Origin of the sequence: Streptomyces alanosinicus, from assembly GCF_014650595.1 — a bacterium.
In the GTDB taxonomy this organism is placed as follows: Bacteria; Actinomycetota; Actinomycetes; order Streptomycetales; family Streptomycetaceae; genus Streptomyces; species Streptomyces alanosinicus.
Genome location: NZ_BMVG01000004.1, coordinates 155,256 through 173,178 on the forward strand (window position 1 = coordinate 155,256; position 17,923 = coordinate 173,178).

At 69.6% G+C, this 17,923-nt stretch carries 12 protein-coding genes; 5 read left to right on the forward strand and 7 right to left on the reverse strand.

All coding sequences use genetic code 11. The features are described 5' to 3' along the window. The first annotated feature begins 108 nt into the window (after positions 1-108). Positions 109-1,338 (forward strand): cysteine--1-D-myo-inosityl 2-amino-2-deoxy-alpha-D-glucopyranoside ligase, encoded by a 1,230-nt coding sequence (gene mshC, locus IE277_RS11500; RefSeq protein WP_189951244.1) that lies wholly within the window; start codon positions 109-111, stop codon positions 1,336-1,338. A 100-nt stretch (positions 1,339-1,438) separates the two neighbouring features. Here mshC and IE277_RS11505 read toward each other — a convergent pair whose 3' ends face one another. From IE277_RS11505 to IE277_RS11530, 6 genes are all read right to left on the reverse strand, one after another. Next, complete coding sequence (locus IE277_RS11505) at positions 1,439-2,440, reverse strand: PAC2 family protein (protein ID WP_189951245.1); 1,002 nt, start codon at positions 2,438-2,440, stop codon at positions 1,439-1,441. A 166-nt stretch (positions 2,441-2,606) separates the two neighbouring features. Then, on the reverse strand, positions 2,607-3,278 hold the full coding sequence (locus IE277_RS11510) for a FadR/GntR family transcriptional regulator (RefSeq protein ID WP_189951247.1): 672 nt from the start codon (positions 3,276-3,278) through the stop codon (positions 2,607-2,609). 187 nt (positions 3,279-3,465) lie between these two features. Further along, positions 3,466-5,082, reverse strand: coding sequence for a glycerol-3-phosphate dehydrogenase/oxidase (locus IE277_RS11515; protein WP_189951250.1), 1,617 nt, complete (start codon positions 5,080-5,082; stop codon positions 3,466-3,468). Between the two features lie 47 nt (positions 5,083-5,129). Next, the gene (glpK, locus tag IE277_RS11520; RefSeq protein WP_189951251.1) at positions 5,130-6,668 is read right to left on the reverse strand and encodes a glycerol kinase GlpK; all 1,539 of its coding nucleotides are present in this window, start codon (positions 6,666-6,668) and stop codon (positions 5,130-5,132) included. Between the two features lie 78 nt (positions 6,669-6,746). After that, positions 6,747-7,541 carry an MIP/aquaporin family protein gene (locus tag IE277_RS11525; protein ID WP_189951253.1) on the reverse strand — a complete coding sequence of 265 codons (795 nt, stop codon included), beginning with the start codon at positions 7,539-7,541 and terminating at the stop codon, positions 6,747-6,749. A gap of 379 nt (positions 7,542-7,920) precedes the next feature. Beyond that, complete coding sequence (locus IE277_RS11530; protein WP_189951255.1) at positions 7,921-8,685, reverse strand: IclR family transcriptional regulator; 765 nt, start codon at positions 8,683-8,685, stop codon at positions 7,921-7,923. 335 nt (positions 8,686-9,020) lie between these two features. Between IE277_RS11530 and metH the strand changes: the two genes are divergently transcribed. The 4 genes from metH to IE277_RS11550 all read left to right on the forward strand — a co-directional run bounded on the left by metH (position 9,021) and on the right by IE277_RS11550 (position 17,159). Continuing rightward, the gene (gene metH, locus IE277_RS11535; protein ID WP_189951257.1) at positions 9,021-12,536 is read left to right on the forward strand and encodes a methionine synthase; all 3,516 of its coding nucleotides are present in this window, start codon (positions 9,021-9,023) and stop codon (positions 12,534-12,536) included. Positions 12,537-12,718: 182 nt separating this feature from the next. Then, the gene (locus tag IE277_RS11540) at positions 12,719-13,420 is read left to right on the forward strand and encodes an HAD family hydrolase (protein ID WP_189951259.1); all 702 of its coding nucleotides are present in this window, start codon (positions 12,719-12,721) and stop codon (positions 13,418-13,420) included. Between the two features lie 456 nt (positions 13,421-13,876). After that, a complete protein-coding gene (locus IE277_RS11545) occupies positions 13,877-15,481 on the forward strand; it encodes an ABC transporter substrate-binding protein (RefSeq protein WP_189951261.1) in 1,605 nt (534 codons plus the stop codon). Between the two features lie 97 nt (positions 15,482-15,578). Beyond that, positions 15,579-17,159 (forward strand): ABC transporter substrate-binding protein, encoded by a 1,581-nt coding sequence (locus IE277_RS11550; protein ID WP_189951263.1) that lies wholly within the window; start codon positions 15,579-15,581, stop codon positions 17,157-17,159. Between the two features lie 85 nt (positions 17,160-17,244). Here the strand turns inward: IE277_RS11550 and IE277_RS11555 are convergent, their stop codons facing one another. Continuing rightward, positions 17,245-17,916: a response regulator gene (locus IE277_RS11555; protein ID WP_067134429.1), complete on the reverse strand. Its 672-nt coding sequence runs from the start codon at positions 17,914-17,916 to the stop codon at positions 17,245-17,247. Positions 17,917-17,923 lie beyond the last annotated feature (7 nt).

A 17,923-nucleotide genomic window follows, 5' to 3' on the forward strand; every position in this document is an offset into this window, starting at 1 on the left:
GCGCGGTAAGCACATCGGGTGCCGAAACACAACAGTGCCCAGCCGGTCATCAGGCCTGATCCCGTTCGTATTCGTATACGCGGCCGACGGCCGGTTAGGCTCATGTACATGCATGCCTGGCCCGCTTCCGAGGTCCCCGCCCTGCCTGGTCAGGGCCGCGACCTGAGGATCCACGACACCGCGACCGGCGGCCTCGTCACCCTCGACCCCGGTCCCGTCGCCCGTATCTATGTCTGCGGCATCACGCCGTACGACGCCACCCACATGGGACACGCGGCGACCTACAACGCGTTCGACCTCGTTCAGCGCGTGTGGCTCGACACCAAGCGGCAGGTCCACTACGTCCAGAACGTCACCGACGTCGATGATCCGCTGCTGCAGCGCGCGGAGCGGGACGGCATCGACTGGGTCGCCCTCGCCGGGAAGGAAACGGTTCTCTTCCGCGAGGACATGACCGCCCTGAGGATACTCCCGCCCCAGCACTACATCGGCGCCGTTGAGGCGATACCCGGCATCGTCCCGCTCGTGGAGCGGCTGCGCGAACTCGGCGCGGCCTACGAGCTGGAGGGCGACATCTACTTCTCCGTCGAGTCCGACCCGCACTTCGGCCAGGTCTCGAACCTCGACGCGGCCGCGATGCGGCTGCTGTCCGCCGAGCGCGGCGGCGACCCGGACCGTCCGGGCAAGAAGAACCCCGTCGACCCGATGCTGTGGATGGCCGCCCGTGAGGGCGAGCCCAGCTGGGACGGCGCCTCCCTCGGCCGGGGCCGGCCCGGCTGGCACATCGAGTGCGTGGCCATCGCCCTCGACCACCTCGGCATGGGCTTCGACGTCCAGGGCGGCGGCTCCGACCTCGCCTTCCCGCACCACGAGATGGGCGCCTCGCACGCCCAGGTGCTCACCGGCGAGTTCCCCATGGCCAAGGCCTATGTGCACGCCGGCATGGTGGCCCTGCACGGCGAGAAGATGTCCAAGTCCAAGGGCAACCTCGTCTTCGTCTCCCGGCTGCGCCGCGACGGCGTCGACCCGGCCGCCATCCGGCTCGCCCTGCTCGCCCACCACTACCGTGCCGACTGGGAGTGGACCGACCAGGTCCTGGCGGACGCCGTGGCCCGCCTCGGCCGCTGGCGCGCCGCCGTCTCCCGCCCCGACGGCCCGTCCGCCGACGCGCTCGTCGAGGACATCCGCGAGGCCCTGGCCGACGACCTGGACGCGCCGGCAGCCCTGGCTGCCGTGGACCGCTGGGCGCAGCGGCAGGAGACGGAGGGCGGCACGGACACGGGCGCGCCGGGCGTGGTGACCCGGGCGGTGGACGCGTTGCTGGGAGTGGCTCTCTAGGGCTTCTCCGGGGCCTGTCCGCCGGACAGGTCCTGGGCGCCGCGGTCGAACGACGGCGAAGGGGCGGTTCCTCGCAGGGGAACCGCCCCTTCCCGCACCCTCAGTCCTCCGAGTCGTCCTCGTCCTCGGTCTCACCGCCGGAGGCATCGGCATCCGGCCTGGGCGGCCGCGCCGGACGCGTCTTCCCGCTCGGGTTGTCCCGCAGCCAGGAGCCCGCGTCCCCGCCGTCCGCCGTCGCGTGCCCGCCCGGAGGGGGCGGGCCCACGTCCCGGCGCCGCAGATACCGCTCGAACTCGCGGGCGATCGCCTCGCCCGAGGCCTCCGGCAGCTCCGCGGTGTCCCGGGCCTCCTCCAGCGTCTGGACGTACTCGGCGACCTCGCTGTCCTCGGCGGCCAGCTGATCCACCCCCACCTGCCAGGCGCGCGCGTCCTCGGGCAGCTCGCCCTGCGGGATACGCAGGTCCAGCAGGTCCTCCAGACGGTTGAGGAGCGCCAGCGTGGCCTTGGGGTTGGGCGGCTGGGAGACGTAGTGCGGTACGGCCGCCCACAGCGACACGGCGGGGACCCCGGCGTGTGTGCACGCCTCCTGCAGCACACCGACGATGCCCGTCGGGCCCTCGTACTTGGTCTCCTCCAGGTCCATCCGCTGGGCCAGGTCCGGGTCGGACGTGACCCCGCTGACGGGCACCGGACGCGTGTGCGGGGTGTCACCGAGCAGTGCGCCCAGGATGACCACCAGCTCCACGCCCAGCTCGTGCGCGAAGCCGAGAAGCTCGTTGCAGAACGAGCGCCAGCGCATGGACGGTTCGATGCCGCGGACCAGCACCAGATCGCGCGGCTTGTCGCCGCCGACCCGCACCACGGACAACCGCGTCGTCGGCCAAGTGATCTTGCGCACTCCGCCGTCCATGAACACCGTGGGGCGGTTCACCTGGAAGTCGTAGTAGTCCTCGGCGTCCAGCGCCGCGAACACCTCGCCCTTCCATTCGCGTTCCAGATGCGCGACCGCCGTGGAGGCGGCGTCGCCGGCATCGTTCCAGCCCTCGAACGCGGCCACCATGACTGGGTCGATCAGCTCGGGAACCCCCTCCAGCTCGATCACCCAGTGCCTCCTTCCGACGTGCCCTCGCTTGACTCACCAACCTTACGGCGTCCGGCGGGGGCTCCCGCAGCCCCCTTGCGTGGGGGAGTGACCGGATCACTGCCCCGTTCGCCGCTGTCGGACACCCCGAGTCAACCGGGAGCCCGGACCGCCCCGCACAGGCGTTTCACAGCGTGCTGCGCAGCCACTGCTCCACGCTCGCGATGTGCACGGTCGCCCAGGAGCGGGCTGCCTCCGCGTCCCGGTCGCGCAGCGCGGCCAGGATCGCCCGGTGCTCGCGCAGGGTGCGGCCCACCGCGTCCTCCTGGGTAAGGCCCCGCCAGATCCGGGCCCGGGTGGTGGGCCCCGACAGCCCGTCCAGCAGCGAGCACAGCACCGAGTTGCCGGCGCCGCGCACGATGCCGCGATGGAACTCCAGGTCGGCCGCGACCAGCTCCTCCACCGAGGGTTCCTCGCCGAGGGCGTCCAACTGGGCGGACAGGGCGTCCAGTTGCCGCTCGCCGATCCGGAAGGCGGCCATCGCGGTCGCGGCCGGCTCCAGGATCCGGCGCACCGCGAGGAACTCCAGCACGGTGTCGTCGCGGTGGAAGTCCACGACGAAGCTCATCGCCTCCAGCAGCAACTGCGGATCGAGGCTGGTGACATAGGTGCCGTCGCCCTGGCGCACATCCAGGATCCGGATCAGCGACAGGGCCCGTACGGCCTCCCGCAGGGAGTTGCGGGACAGGCCCAGTTCGGCCGCCAGCTCGCTCTCCTTGGGCAGCCGGTCGCCGGGGCGCAGCGCGCCGGAGACGATCATGCCCTTGATCTTCTCGATCGCCTCGTCGGTGACTGCCATGCCCGGCCTCCTGCCGCCCGCCCCACGCCTCAGACATCGGATGTCTCAGCACATTATGGGGGTCGCACTGCGGGCCGTTCGGGTCAGCGCGCGAAGCCGGCGGAGCAGGCGAAGCAGACGGGGCGGCCCCACGCGGGTGGAGCCGCCCCGTCGCGCGGGCCGGGTCATCATGTCCCGGCCCACCGGGTCACTTCTTGTCGAGCATGTCCTGCACCTTCGCGCGGACCTCGTCCGTGGCCAGGCCCCGGATGGTCAGCGTGGTACGGCGGCGCAGCACGTCGTCCTGCGTCTCGGCCCACTCGTGGTCCCGGGCCCAGACGACCTGCGCCCAGATCTCCGGGGCGTCGGGGTGGACGCGCTCGGCCAGGTCCGGGTTCTCGTTGGCCAGGCGGGCGATGTCGAAGGCCAGCGAACCGTAGTGGGTCGCCAGGTGCTTGGCGGTGTCGGCGGCCATGCGCGGACCGGGCGCCGGGCCGTCCACCAGCAGCCGGTGCGCGACCGCGCGCGGGTTGGCGACACCGGGCAGCGGCAGCCGCTTGGGCAGCGAGGAGATCGGTTCGAAGTCGTCGCCGAGGGGGTGGCCCGGCAGCGCCTCCAGCTTCTTCATCACCGTACGGCCGATGTGGCGGAACGTCGTCCACTTGCCGCCCGCCACGGACAGCATGCCGCCCCTGCCCTCGGTCACCACGGTCTCGCGCTTGGCCTTGGAGGTGTCGCCGGGGCCGCCCGGCAGCACCCGCAGACCGGCGAAGGAGTAGGTGATGAGGTCGCGCTGGAGCTGCTGGTCGCGCACGGAGAACGCGGCCTCGTCCAGGATCTGGGCTATGTCCTTGTCGGTGACGGACACATCCGCCGGGTCACCCTCGTACTCCTCGTCGGTGGTGCCGAGCAGCAGCATGTCCTCCCAGGGGAGGGCGAAGGTGATCCGGTACTTGTCGATCGGGGTGGCGAGCGCGGCCTTCCACGGGGCGGTGCGCTTCAGGACCAGGTGCGCGCCCTTGGACAGACGGATGGACGGCGCCGCGTTCGGGTCCTCCAGCTTGCGCAGGTGGTCGACCCAGGGGCCGGTCGCGTTCAGCACCAGGCGGGCGTTGACCCCGAACTCCGCACCGGACAGCCGGTCCTTGAGCTCGGCGCCGGTGACCCGGCCCTTGGTGAAGCGCAGTCCGGTGACCTCGGCGTGGTTGAGGACGACCGCGCCCGCCTCGACGGCCGCGCGGACCGTCATCAGCGCCATGCGCGCGTCGTTCATCTGGTCGTCGCCGTACACGGCCACGGCCTTGAGGTTGTCGGTGCGCAGCTCGGGCACGTCCTGCGCCGCCCGCGCGGGGGAGAGCAGATGACCGACGCCGTCGCCGAACGCGGAGAGCGCGGAGTAGGCGAAGACGCCCGCGCCGAGCTTCGCCGCGCCATGCGGCCCGCCCTTGTACACGGGGAGGTAGAAGGTGAGCGGGTTCGCCAGGTGGGGGGCCACCTGGCGGGAGACCGCACGGCGCTCGAAGTGGTTCTCCGCCACCAGCTTCACCGCGCCGGTCTGCAGGTAGCGCAGACCGCCGTGGAGCAGCTTGGAGGAGGCGGAGGAGGTGGCGCCGGCGAAGTCGCCGGCGTCGACCAGAGCCACCCTCAGGCCGGACTGCGCGGCGTGCCAGGCGGTGGAGATGCCCAGGATGCCGCCGCCGATCACCAGAAGGTCGTACGACGCCTTGGAGAGCTGTTCCCGGGTCTCGGCGCGGCTCGGATTGGAGCCGGAGGCCGGGTGCGTCCCGAGGGCAGGCACGGACTGCAGGGTGGACTGACTGGTCATGTCGGGTACTTACTCCTCGTCAGAGTCAGAGCTGTCGTGGGGGCAGCTCAGCTCTCGTCCTCGATCCAGCCCATGGTCCGGTCGACGGCCTTGAGCCAGTTCTTGTACTCACGGTCGCGGGTCTCCGCGTCCATGCGGGGGGTCCATTCGGCGGCCCGGCGCCAGTTGGCGCGCAGTTCGTCGGTGCTGGACCAGAAGCCGACGGCGAGGCCGGCGGCGTAGGCGGCGCCGAGGCAGGTGGTCTCCGCGACCATCGGGCGCACCACGGGTGCGTCCAGGACGTCGGCGAGCTGCTGCATCAGCAGATTGTTGGCGGTCATGCCACCGTCGACCTTGAGGGCCACCAGCTCGTCGCCGGAGTCCTTCACCATGGCGTCGGCGATCTCCCGGGTCTGCCAGGCGGTGGCCTCCAGGACGGCGCGCGCGAGGTGCGCCTTGGTGACGTACCGGGTCAGACCGGCGATCACACCGCGGGCGTCGGAGCGCCAGTGCGGGGCGAACAGGCCCGAGAAGGCCGGCACGAAGTAGGCACCGCCGTTGTCCTCGACCGAGAGCGCGAGCGTCTCGATCTCGGCGGCGGTGGAGATGAGGCCCATCTGGTCGCGCATCCACTGCACCAGCGAGCCGGTGACGGCGATCGAGCCCTCCAGGGCGTACACGGTCGGCTGCTCGCCGATCTTGTAGCCGACCGTGGTCAGCAGGCCCGCGTAGGAGTTGATGATCTTGTCGCCGGTGTTCATCACCATGAAGGTGCCGGTGCCGTAGGTCGACTTGGTCTCGCCCTCGGCGAAGCAGCACTGGCCGAACAGGGCCGCCTGCTGGTCGCCGAGCGCGGAGGCGACCGGGATGCCGCCGAGCAGCTCGCCGAGCTTGCCGCCGCTGACCTCGCCGTAGACCTCGGCGGAGGAGCGGATCTCGGGCAGGATCTGCGTCGGGACGCCGATGGACTCGGCGATCTTCTCGTCCCACTGCATGGTGTGCAGGTTCATGAGAAGGGTGCGGGAGGCGTTGGTCACGTCGGTGACGTGCTTGCCGCCGTTGACACCGCCGGTCAGGTTCCAGATGACCCAGGTGTCCATGGTGCCGAAGAGGATGTCGCCGGCCTCGGCGCGCTCCTTGAGGCCCTCGACGTTGTCCAGCAGCCAGCGGGCCTTGGGCCCGGAGAAGTACGAGGCCAGCGGCAGGCCGGTCTCGCGGCGGAAGCGGTCCTGGCCGACATTGCGGCCCAGCTCCCGGCACAGGCCGTCGGTGCGGGTGTCCTGCCAGACGAGGGCGTTGTAGACGGGCTCACCGGTGTTCTTGTCCCACAGCACGGTGGTCTCGCGCTGGTTGGTGATGCCGATGGCCTTGATGTCGTCACGGGTGATGCCGGCCTTCTGGATGGCTCCGGCGACGACTTCCTGGACGTTGGTCCAGATCTCGTTGGCGTCGTGCTCGACCCAGCCCGGCTTCGGGAAGATCTGCTCGTGCTCCTTCTGGTCGACGGAGACGATCCGGCCGTCCTTGTCGAAGACGATGCAGCGCGAGGAGGTCGTGCCCTGGTCGATCGCGGCGATGAACGGGCCTGCGGTGTGGGCGTCGGTCACTGTGTGCTCCTGAAAGATCCGTGGTGAGGGGCTTTACGTACGGCGCTTGCTTCTGCGTATGACGCGTGCTTCTGCGTATTAAGCGAATGCGACGTTGTAGATGCCTGCAGCGATCGCGCCGCCGATCAGCGGACCGACCACAGGGATCCAGGCGTAAGCCCAGTCGGAGCCGCCCTTGTTGGGCAGCGGCAGCAGGGCGTGCACGATGCGCGGGCCCAGGTCGCGGGCCGGGTTGATCGCGTAGCCCGTCGGGCCGCCGAGCGAGAGACCGATCGACACCACCACGAACGCGGTGATGAGACCGCCGAGGATGCCGAGGCCGTTGCCCTTGTCGTTCAGGCCCTGGGTGAGGACCGCGAGGACCAGCACGACCGTGCCGATGATCTCCGTGGCGAGGTTCTGCGCCACGTTCCGGATCTCCGGGCCGGTGGAGAAGATGCCGAGGACCGGGCCGGCGCCCTGCTCCTGGGCCTCGACCGTCTTGGCCGTGGTGGCCTGTGCGCCCGGACCGCCGACGATCTCCTTGTCGGTGAGGTGGGCGTGGAACTGGCCGTAGTAGGTGACCCACACCAGGGTCGCGCCGATCATCGCGCCGAGCAGCTGGCCGGCGAAGTAGACCGGAACGTTGTTCCAGTCGCCGCTCTTGATGGCGAGGGCGACGGTGACGGCCGGGTTGAGGTGCGCACCGGAGAGCGGTCCGGAGATGTACACAGCCGTCATGACGGCGAAGCCCCACCCGAAGGCGATGGCGAGCCAACCGGCGTTACGGGCCTTGGAGGCCTTCAGCGTGACGGCCGCGCAGACGCCGCCGCCGAGCAGGATGAGTATGGCGGTACCGATGGTCTCGCCGATGAAGATGTCGGAGCTGGACACCCGCGACTCCTTTGTCCTTCGTCCAGGGATAGCCGAACCCCGGGTCCCGCCGGGGGTTCTGGCGCCCTCGGGGGTGAGAGCGATGCCGGCCCTTGGCGTTGTCACACTCTAGCGCGTATTGCCGGTAGGTGTTCGACAATGCCGACCGATGGACGGGAGTCTTGCTTCGGCGTTACGCGTGCGTCAAGGGTTCTGTTATTGAAAACAGGATCGTTATTGATCGCTGTCGGCTATCACTCTTCGCGCGCTGACGTAGGCCTTGGTCCGATATGTCCATATCAGGGTAGGGCGAGAAGCGGGACGCCGCCCGGCGTCCCCGGGGAGCGCGCAGCGCGTCCCAGGGGGAGTTCGCAGCGCGTCCCGGGGGAGTCCGCAGTGCTCAGAACCGACCGGCGCCCAGGTCCCTGGACACCGCGCGGGCGCAGTCGCGCACCGCAGCGATCAGCTCGGGACGCAGCTCTCCGTCCCTGCCCAGGCGCTCCACGGCGCCCGTGATCCCGACCGCACCCACGGGCATACGGCGCCGGTCGTGGATGGGCGCGGCGACGGACGCCACACCCTCCCAGGTCTCCTCCACGTCGGCCGCGTACCCACGCGCGCGCGTGATGTCGAGAAGGCGCTCGAAGTCCCCGGAGTCGCACACCGTGCGATCGGTGAACGCCTTCCGGTCGGTGTCCAGCGCCTCGCTGTGCGCCACCGGGTCGTACGCCGAGAGCACCTTGCCGAGCGCCGTGGAGTGCAGCGGCTGCATGGCGCCGATCTCCAACACCTGCCGGCTGTCGTCCGGCCGGAAGACGTGGTGCACGATCAGCACGCCCTGCTGGTGCAGCACCCCCAGGTACACGCTCTCCCCGCTGGAGCGGGCCAGATCGTCGGTCCACACCAGGGCCCTGGCCCGCAGCTCGTGCACGTCCAGATAGGTGGTGCCGAGGCGCAGCAGCTCCGCGCCCAGCTGATAGCGGCCGGAGGCGTCGTCCTGCTCCACGAACCCCTCCTGTTGGAGGGTGCGCAGGATGCCATGGGCGGTGCCCTTGGCGAGACCCAGGGACGAGGCGATGTCCGACAGGCCGAGTCGTCGCTCGCCGCCCGCGAGCAGCCGCAGCATCGCGGCCGCCCGTTCGAGCGACTGGATGTTCCGTGCCATCGCCGTCCTGCCTCCGTCCCCTTCGACCGCCGTCGAAACCGGGCGCGTCATCCCTCGGTGCCGACTGCTGTCGTACACCGTCGTACCGTCGGACGTCCCGTTACCCACCGTTCGGCAATGCCGAACACTACCGGTCCATGCCGACCTCCCGCTAATGGTCGGACGGCAACCGTTACATGACACGTGACCTGGCCGTGGCGCGCACGCCACCGCAGTCCGCCTCGTGGACGCCGCTGCCCATCCAACCCGAGTCCCGGTTACGCTGGCGCCGTGCGGCATCCCGGCCGGTCCGGGCACCGCATAGCCGACAGCCGTCGCAACCAGGGAGCCCCTTCATGGCCTCGTTGCCACCATCCCCTTCCGCCGACAGCCGGACCCGTGCGTCCGCGCTCCGCGAGGCGCTCGCCACCCGTGTGGTGGTCGCCGACGGAGCCATGGGCACCATGCTCCAGGCCCAGGACCCCACGCTGGAGGACTTCCAGCAGCTCGAGGGCTGCAACGAGATCCTCAACCTCACCCGCCCCGACATCGTCCGCTCCGTCCACGAGGCGTACTTCTCCGTGGGCGTCGACTGCGTGGAGACCAACACCTTCGGGGCCAACCACTCCGCCCTCGGCGAGTACGACATTCCCGAGCGCGTCCACGAGCTGTCCGAGGCCGGCGCCCGGGTGGCCCGCGAGGCCGCCGACGCCTTCACCGCCAAGGACGGCCGCCCCCGCTGGGTGCTCGGCTCCATGGGCCCCGGCACCAAGCTGCCCACCCTCGGCCACGCCCCCTACACCACCCTGCGCGACGCCTACCAGCGCAATGCCGAGGGCCTGGTCGCCGGCGGCGCCGACGCACTGCTGGTGGAGACCACCCAGGACCTCCTCCAGACCAAGGCGGCCGTCCTCGGCGCCCACCGCGGCCTCGCCGCCCTCGGCCTGGACCTGCCCGTCATCGTGTCGGTCACCGTCGAGACCACCGGCACCATGCTCCTCGGCTCCGAGATCGGCGCCGCGCTCACCGCGCTGGAACCGCTCGGCATCGACATGATCGGCCTGAACTGCGCCACCGGCCCGGCCGAGATGAGCGAGCATCTGCGCTACCTCGCCCGCAACGCCCGCGTCCCGCTGTCCTGCATGCCCAACGCGGGCCTGCCCGTCCTCGGCAAGGACGGCGCCCACTACCCGCTGACCGCGCCCGAGCTGGCCGACGCCCAGGAGACCTTCGTCCGCGAGTACGGCCTCTCGCTCGTCGGCGGCTGCTGCGGTACGACCCCCGAGCATCTGCGCCAGGTCGTCGAGCGCGTCCGGGACCTCACCCCGCCCACGCGCGAACCCCGCCCCGAGCCCGGCGCCGCCTCCCTCTACCAGACGGTGCCCTTCCGCCAGGACACCTCCTACCTGGCCATCGGCGAGCGCACCAACGCCAACGGCTCCAAGAAGTTCCGCGAGGCCATGCTCCAGGCCCGCTGGGACGACTGCGTGGAGCTGGCGCGCGAGCAGATCCGCGAGGGCGCGCACATGCTCGACCTGTGCGTGGACTACGTGGGCCGCGACGGCGTCGCCGACATGGAGGAACTGGCCGGCCGCTTCGCCACCGCCTCCACTCTGCCCATCGTCCTGGACTCCACCGAGGTCGACGTCATCCAGGCGGGCCTGGAGAAGCTCGGCGGCCGCGCCGTGATCAACTCGGTGAACTACGAGGACGGCGACGGCCCCGAGTCGCGGTTCGCGCGTGTGACGCGGCTCGCACGGGAGCACGGCGCCGCCCTGATCGCGCTGACCATCGACGAGGAGGGCCAGGCCCGCACCCCGGAGAAGAAGGTCGAGATCGCCGAACGGCTGATCGACGACCTGACCGGGAACTGGGGCATCCGCGAGGACGACATCCTCATCGACACCCTGACCTTCACCATCTGCACCGGCCAGGAGGAGTCCCGCAAGGACGGCATCGCCACCATCGAGGCCATCCGCGAGCTGAAGAAGCGCCACCCGGCGGTGCAGACCACGCTCGGCCTGTCGAACATCTCCTTCGGCCTCAACCCGGCCGCCCGCATCCTGCTGAACTCCGTCTTCCTCGACGAGTGCGTCAAGGCGGGCCTCGACTCGGCGATCGTGCACGCCTCCAAGATCCTGCCGATCGCCCGTTTCGACGGCGAGCAGGTCACGACGGCCCTGGACCTGATCTACGACCGCCGCGCCGAGGGCTACGACCCCCTGCAGAAGCTGATGGCCCTGTTCGAGGGCGCCACCGCGAAGTCCCTCAAGGCGGGCAAGGCCGAGGAACTGGCCGCGCTGCCGCTGGAGGAGCGCCTCAAGCGGCGGATCATCGACGGCGAGAAGAACGGCCTGGAGGCCGACCTGGACGCCGCCCTCCAGGACCGTCCGGCACTCGACATCGTCAACGAGACCCTCCTGGACGGCATGAAGGTCGTCGGCGAGCTGTTCGGCTCCGGCCAGATGCAGCTGCCGTTCGTCCTGCAGTCCGCCGAGGTCATGAAGTCGGCCGTCGCCCACCTCGAACCGCACATGGAGAAGTCGGACGCCGAGGGGAAGGGCACCATCGTGCTGGCGACCGTGCGCGGCGACGTGCACGACATCGGCAAGAACCTCGTCGACATCATCCTGTCCAACAACGGCTACAACGTGGTCAACCTGGGCATCAAGCAGCCCGTCTCGGCGATCCTGGAGGCCGCCGAGGAGCACCGGGCCGATGTCATCGGCATGTCCGGGCTGCTGGTGAAGTCCACCGTGATCATGAAGGAGAACCTGGAGGAGCTGAACCAGCGCGGCCTCGCCGCCCGCTTCCCAGTGATCCTCGGCGGCGCCGCCCTCACCCGCGCCTACGTGGAGCAGGACCTGCACGAGGTCTACGAGGGCGAGGTCCGCTACGCCCGCGACGCCTTCGAGGGCCTGCACCTGATGGACGCCCTCATCGGCGTCAAGCGCGGCCTGCCCGGCGCCAAGCTGCCCGAGCTGAAGCAGCGCCGGGTACGGGCCACGGCCTCCCTCCAGGTCGAGGAACGCCCGGAGGAGGGCCACGTCCGCTCCGACGTCGCCACCGACAACCCGGTGCCGGCCCCGCCGTTCTGGGACACCCGGATCGTCAAGGGCATCCAGCTCAAGGAGTACGCCGGCTGGCTCGACGAGGGCGCGCTGTTCAAGGGCCAGTGGGGCCTGAAGCAGGCCCGCACCGGTGACGGGCCGTCGTACGAGGAACTGGTGGAGACCGAGGGCCGCCCCCGGCTGCGCGGTCTGCTCGACCGGCTCCAGACGGAGAACCTCCTGGAAGCCGCCGTCGTCTACGGCTACTTCCCGTGCGTCTCCAAGGACGACGACCTGATCGTCCTGGACGAACAGGGCAACGAACGCACCCGGTTCACCTTCCCGCGCCAGCGCCGCGGCCGCCGACTGTGCCTCGCGGACTTCTTCCGCCCGGAGGAGTCGGGGCAGACCGATGTCGTCGGCCTCCAGGTCGTCACCGTCGGCTCGCGCATCGGCGAGGAGACCGCGAAGCTCTTCGAGGCCAACTCCTATCGCGACTACCTCGAACTGCACGGCCTGTCCGTCCAGTTGGCGGAGGCGCTCGCCGAGTACTGGCACGCGCGCGTGCGTACGGAGCTGGGCTTCGGCGGCGAGGACCCGGCCGACATCGAGGACATGTTCGCCCTGAAGTACCGGGGCGCCCGCTTCTCCCTCGGCTACGGCGCCTGCCCGAACCTGGAGGACCGCGCCAAGATCGCCGACCTGCTGCGGCCGGAACGGATCGGCGTCCACCTCTCCGAGGAGTTCCAGCTCCACCCCGAGCAGTCCACGGACGCCATCGTCATCCACCACCCGGAGGCGAAGTACTTCAACGCCCGCTGATCACTCCCGCGGGCATGCCGGAACACCCCGCTGGCCTGCGTCAAGGGTGTATCAGGGGTACCCGGATGCCCGCCTGATAAACGAGGCGCTCCGGGCGCAGGAGACGTACACTTGTCGGTCCACTGCAGGCCGGTTCCCTGTCCGGGAACCGGCCTGATCGTCCCTCAAGGAGGTGCGCCCGGATGACCAGCACGGTCCCCGCGCTCGGAACCCGTACGGCCGAAGGCTCCGCCCTGCAGGCGGTGCTTCTCGACATGGACGGCACCCTGGTGGACACCGAGGGCTTCTGGTGGGACGTGGAGGTCGAGATCTTCGCCTCCCTCGGCCACCCCCTGGACGACTCCTGGCGGCACGTCGTGGTCGGCGGACCCATGACCCGCAGCGCCGGCTTCCTCATCGAGGCCACCGGCGCCGACATCACTCTCGCCGACCTCACCGCGCTGCTCAACGAGGGCTTCGAGGACCGTATCGGCCGTTCCCTGCCGCTGATGCCGGGCGCCGCCCGCCTGCTCGCCGAACTCCACGAGAGCGGCATCCCCACGGCCCTCGTCTCGGCCTCCCACCGGCGCATCATCGACCGTGTGCTGAAGGTGCTCGGCCCGCACCACTTCGCCCTGTCCATCGCGGGCGACGAGGTCTCGCGCACCAAGCCCTTCCCCGACCCCTATCTGCTCGCCGCCGCCGGACTCGGCGCACGGCCCGAGCGATGCGCGGTCGTCGAGGACACCGCGACCGGTGTCGCCGCCGCCGAGGCCGCCGGCTGCCGCGTGGTCGCCGTACCCTCCGTCGCCCCCATCACCCCGGCCGAAAGGCGCACCGTGGTCACCTCGCTGGAAGAGGTCGACCTGGCATTCCTGCGCGGCCTGATGACGGAAATGCGCTAGCCGTTCACCCAGCGTGAAAAGGCCCATAGGTCTGGTTGGACAAAAGCTCGCAGGTTCGGTTGGACAAATGTCCAGGGAAGTACACCCGCGGGGAATTCCAGCCCGGCTCCGGCTGAATTCCGCTGACTCACCACACAGTTGGAAGTGTGATGTTCGCCACCTCGGCGGCCCTCGACGGGTCGCGCCGACTGTGCTGAACGCCCCTGTTCGAGACGGAACGGCGAGCCTTTGTGTCCCGATTGATGGGAAGCTGCACTAATCCTGCCGCTGTCGGGTTTTCGGTGTGTCCACACCCGGTTCCGCAGCGTGATGAGCGGTCAACTCGGGCGATTGTGAACCCTCCTGCGGGCGCGGACTAATCTCATCGCGAGAACCTCACCGCGTCCCCCCGTGATCTGCCGCACCACCCATGCATGCCGGATACACGGACCCGAACAGCTCTGGAGAAACGCCCGCATGAACCGCAAGACTTTGGTGCTGCCGGCGGTGGCCGGCCTGCTCACCCCGGTTCTCGCCGCATGCGGCGGGTCCGGCAGCGGGAGCAAGAGCGGTGACGCCATCGCCGTCGGCACCACGGACCGGTTCACGGCCACCAGCGACGCCCCGGCGCCCCTCGACCCGGCCTACGCGTACGACGTCGGTACCTGGAACATCCTGCGCCAGAGCGTGCAGACCCTCATGGCCCAGCCCAAGGGCGAGGGCAGCCCCGTCCCGGACGCCGCCGAGAGCTGCTCCTTCACCGACAGCGGCAGCGAGCGCTACGCCTGCAAGCTCCGCGACGGCCTGAAGTTCGCCGGCGGCGACCCGGTCACCGCCCAGGACGTCAAGTACTCCATCGAGCGCGCCCTGCGCATCAAGGCGAGCAGCGGTGTGGCCTCGCTGCTCAACACCATCGACACCATCGAGACGCAGGGCGACCGCGAGGTCATCTTCCACCTGAAGACCGCCGACGCCACCTTCCCGTACAAGCTGTCCACCCCGGTCGCGGGCATCATCAACCCGAAGGACTACCAGAAGGACAAGCTCCGGGACGGCTTCGACATCGACGGCTCCGGCCCGTACACCTTCCACGCCGACACCGACGGCAACGCGATCACCACCGCCACCTTCACCAAGAACCCCAACTACAAGGGCTTCGTGAAGGTGAGCAACGACAAGGTCGAACTGCGCTCCTTCGCCGACGCCGACGCCATGAGCGCCGCCATCGACAAGGGTGACATCGACGTCATGACCCGCACCATGTCGCCCGCCCAGATCCAGAAGCTGGACGCCGGCGGCGACGACAAGGTCGACCTCGTCGACATGCCCGGACTGGAAATCCGCTACCTGGCCTTCGACACCAACGCGCCCACCGTGAAGTCCAAGGCCGTACGCCAGGCCATGGCCCAGATCATCGACCGCGCGGAACTCGTCTCCAAGGTCTACGGCACTCAGGCCGAGCCCCTGTACTCGCTGGTCCCGGCCACCATCACCGGCCACTCCAACTCGTTCTTCAACAAGTACGGCAACCCCAGCGTCGACAAGGCCAAGGGCATGCTGGGCAAGGCCGGCATCACCGCCCCGGTGAAGCTGACCCTGCACTACACCACCGACCACTACGGCTCCGCCACGAAGAAGGAGTTCGAGGTCCTGCAGAAGCAGCTCAACGACAGCGGCCTCTTCGACGTCACCATCCAGGGCCACCCCTGGGACACCTTCCGGCCCGCCGAGCAGAAGGGCCAGTACGACGTCTACGGCATGGGCTGGTTCCCCGACTTCCCCGACGCCGACAACTTCATCGCGCCCTTCCTCGACAAGGACAACTTCCTCGGCTCGCCGTACTCCAACAGCGCCATCCAGCGCACCCTGATCCCGGAGTCCCGCCGCGAGGCCGACCGGCTCAGCGCCTCCAAGAGCCTGACCCAGATCCAGGACACCGTCGCCGAGGACGTCCCCGTCCTGCCGCTGTGGCAGGGCAAGCAGTACGTCGCCGCGCGGGACGACATCACCGGTGTCGCCTACGCCCTCAACTCCTCCTCGACGCTTCAGCTGTGGGAGCTCGGCCGCGGTGTGAGCGGCTGACGGCTCTCTCCTCCGGGGGCCAGGGACGGCTGCCCCGGTGACCCGGGGCCAGGACGGCGGCCCCGGAGTGACGAACCGACGAATAAGGCACACGCGAGTGAATATGCGTAACCAGTGGCCAGTCCTGCCCATCGTGGCGGGACTGGCCTCCGGCCTGTTGACCGGCTGCGGCTCGGAGACCGGTGGTTCCGGGGGTACCGGCTCCACCGTGGTGATGGGGATGTCCGACGACGTCCTCGCCACGGACCCGGCATCCGGCTACGACCCCGGCTCCTGGCTGCTGTTCGACAACGTCTTCCAGTCGCTGCTCAGCTTCCCCAAGGGCGCGACCGAACCCCAGCCCGAACTGGCCAGAAAGTGCTCCTTCAGCGACTCCCGCGCCACGGTCTACAGGTGCGAGCTGAAGGACGGCCTGAAATTCAGCAACGGTGACGCCCTCACCTCGAAGGACGTGAAGTTCTCCTTCGACCGCATGATGAAGATCAACGACCCCGCGGGGCCCGCGATCATGTTCCCGATGCTCGGCCGCATCGACACACCCGACGCGAAGACCGTGGTCTTCCACCTGAGCTCCTCCGACGCCACCTTCCCCAGCAAGATCGCCTCCGGCGCCGGCTCCATCGTCGACCACAGCCAGTACGACGCGAACGGCCTGCGCGAGGACCACCAGGCCGTCGGCTCCGGCCCCTACAAACTGGACTCCTTCGACAAGGACCGCGCGGTCTTCTCCGTCAACGACAACTACCGGGGCACCGCCAAGGCCAAGAACTCCGGCGTCACCCTGAAGTTCTTCCACGGCGACCGCACCGGCCTGAAGACGGCCCTCCTCGGCGGAAAGATCGACATCGCCTACCGAGGCCTGTCCGCCTCCGACATCGCCGGCCTCGACCAGCAGGACGGCAGCAAGGGCGTCGACGTCATCGAGGGCACCAGCGCCGAGGTCCAGCACCTGGTCTTCAACATGAAGGACCCGGTCGCCGGAAAACCCGGCGTCCGCAAGGCCATGGCCTACCTCATCGACCGCGACGCCCTCATCAAGAACGTCTACCAGGGCACCGCCACCCCGCTGTACTCGATCATCCCGGCGGGCATCGCGGGCCACAACACCGCCTTCTTCGACACCTACGGCGCCCGCCCCTCCCGTGCCAAGGCCGCCGCGGCACTGCACGCCGGCGGCATCACCGGCAAGGTCAAACTCACCCTGTGGTCCACGCCGTCGCGCTACGGCCCCGCCACCGACGAGGAACTGAAGGCCATCGCCGGCCAGCTCAACGCCAGTGGCCTGTTCGACGCCGACGTCAAGTCCATCGGCTACGACCAGTACGAGAAGGACATCGCCGCCGGCAAGTACGGCGTCTACGTCAAGGGCTGGGTGCCCGACTACCCGGACGCCGACAACTTCACCGCGCCCTTCTTCGGCAAGGGCAACGTGCTCGACAACAACTACAGCAACCGCACCATCACCGGCTCCCTCATCCCCGGCACCGCCGCACAGAGCGACCGCGGCGCCACCGACACGGACTTCGGCCGGCTGCAGAACATCGTCGCCACCGAACTGCCCGTCCTGCCGGTCTGGCAGGCCAAGCAGTACGCGGTCGCCCGCGACGGCGTCTACGGCCTGGAGTACTGCCTCGACGCCTCCACCGTGTTCCGGTTCTGGGAACTCAGCAAGAGCTGACACCCACCACCCCGCACACACCGAGGGGCGCCCTTCCCCGCACGGGAAGGGCGCCCCTCGGCGTCGTACCGGAAAACGCGACCGCTCACTGGGCGCCGGGGCGCACCAGACCGCTCTCGTACGCATACACCGCGGCCTGCACCCGGTCCCGGAGACCCAGCTTGGTCAGCACATGCCCCACATGCGTCTTCACCGTCGTCTCGCTGACGAACAGATCGGCCGCGATCTCCGCGTTCGACAAACCGCGCGCCACCAGCTTCAACACCTCCACCTCACGGTCGGTGAGGGTGTTCAGCGTGTCCGGCACCGGCTCGTCACCGGAGGGCAGATGCGTGGCGTACTTGTCCAGCAGCCGGCGCGTGATGCTCGGCGCCAGCATCGCCTCACCGGCCGCCACCACCCGGATCGCCTGCACCAGCTCATTGGCCGGCGCGTCCTTCAACAGAAACCCGCTGGCGCCGGCACGCAGCGCCTCCACCACATACTCGTCCAGATCGAACGTGGTCAGCACGAGCACCTTCGCCGGGCCGGACCGGTCGGGCCCGGTGATCTGCCGGGTCGCCTCCACCCCGTCCATCCGCGGCATACGGATGTCCATCAACACGACGTCCGGCTGCAGAGCCCGCACCTGATCGAGGGCCTGCAGACCGTCACCGGCCTCGCCCACGACCGCGAGATCCTGCTCGGCCTCCAGGATCATCCGGAAACCCGTACGCAGCAGGGGCTGGTCGTCGACCAGTAGGACACGGATGGCCACGGGACAC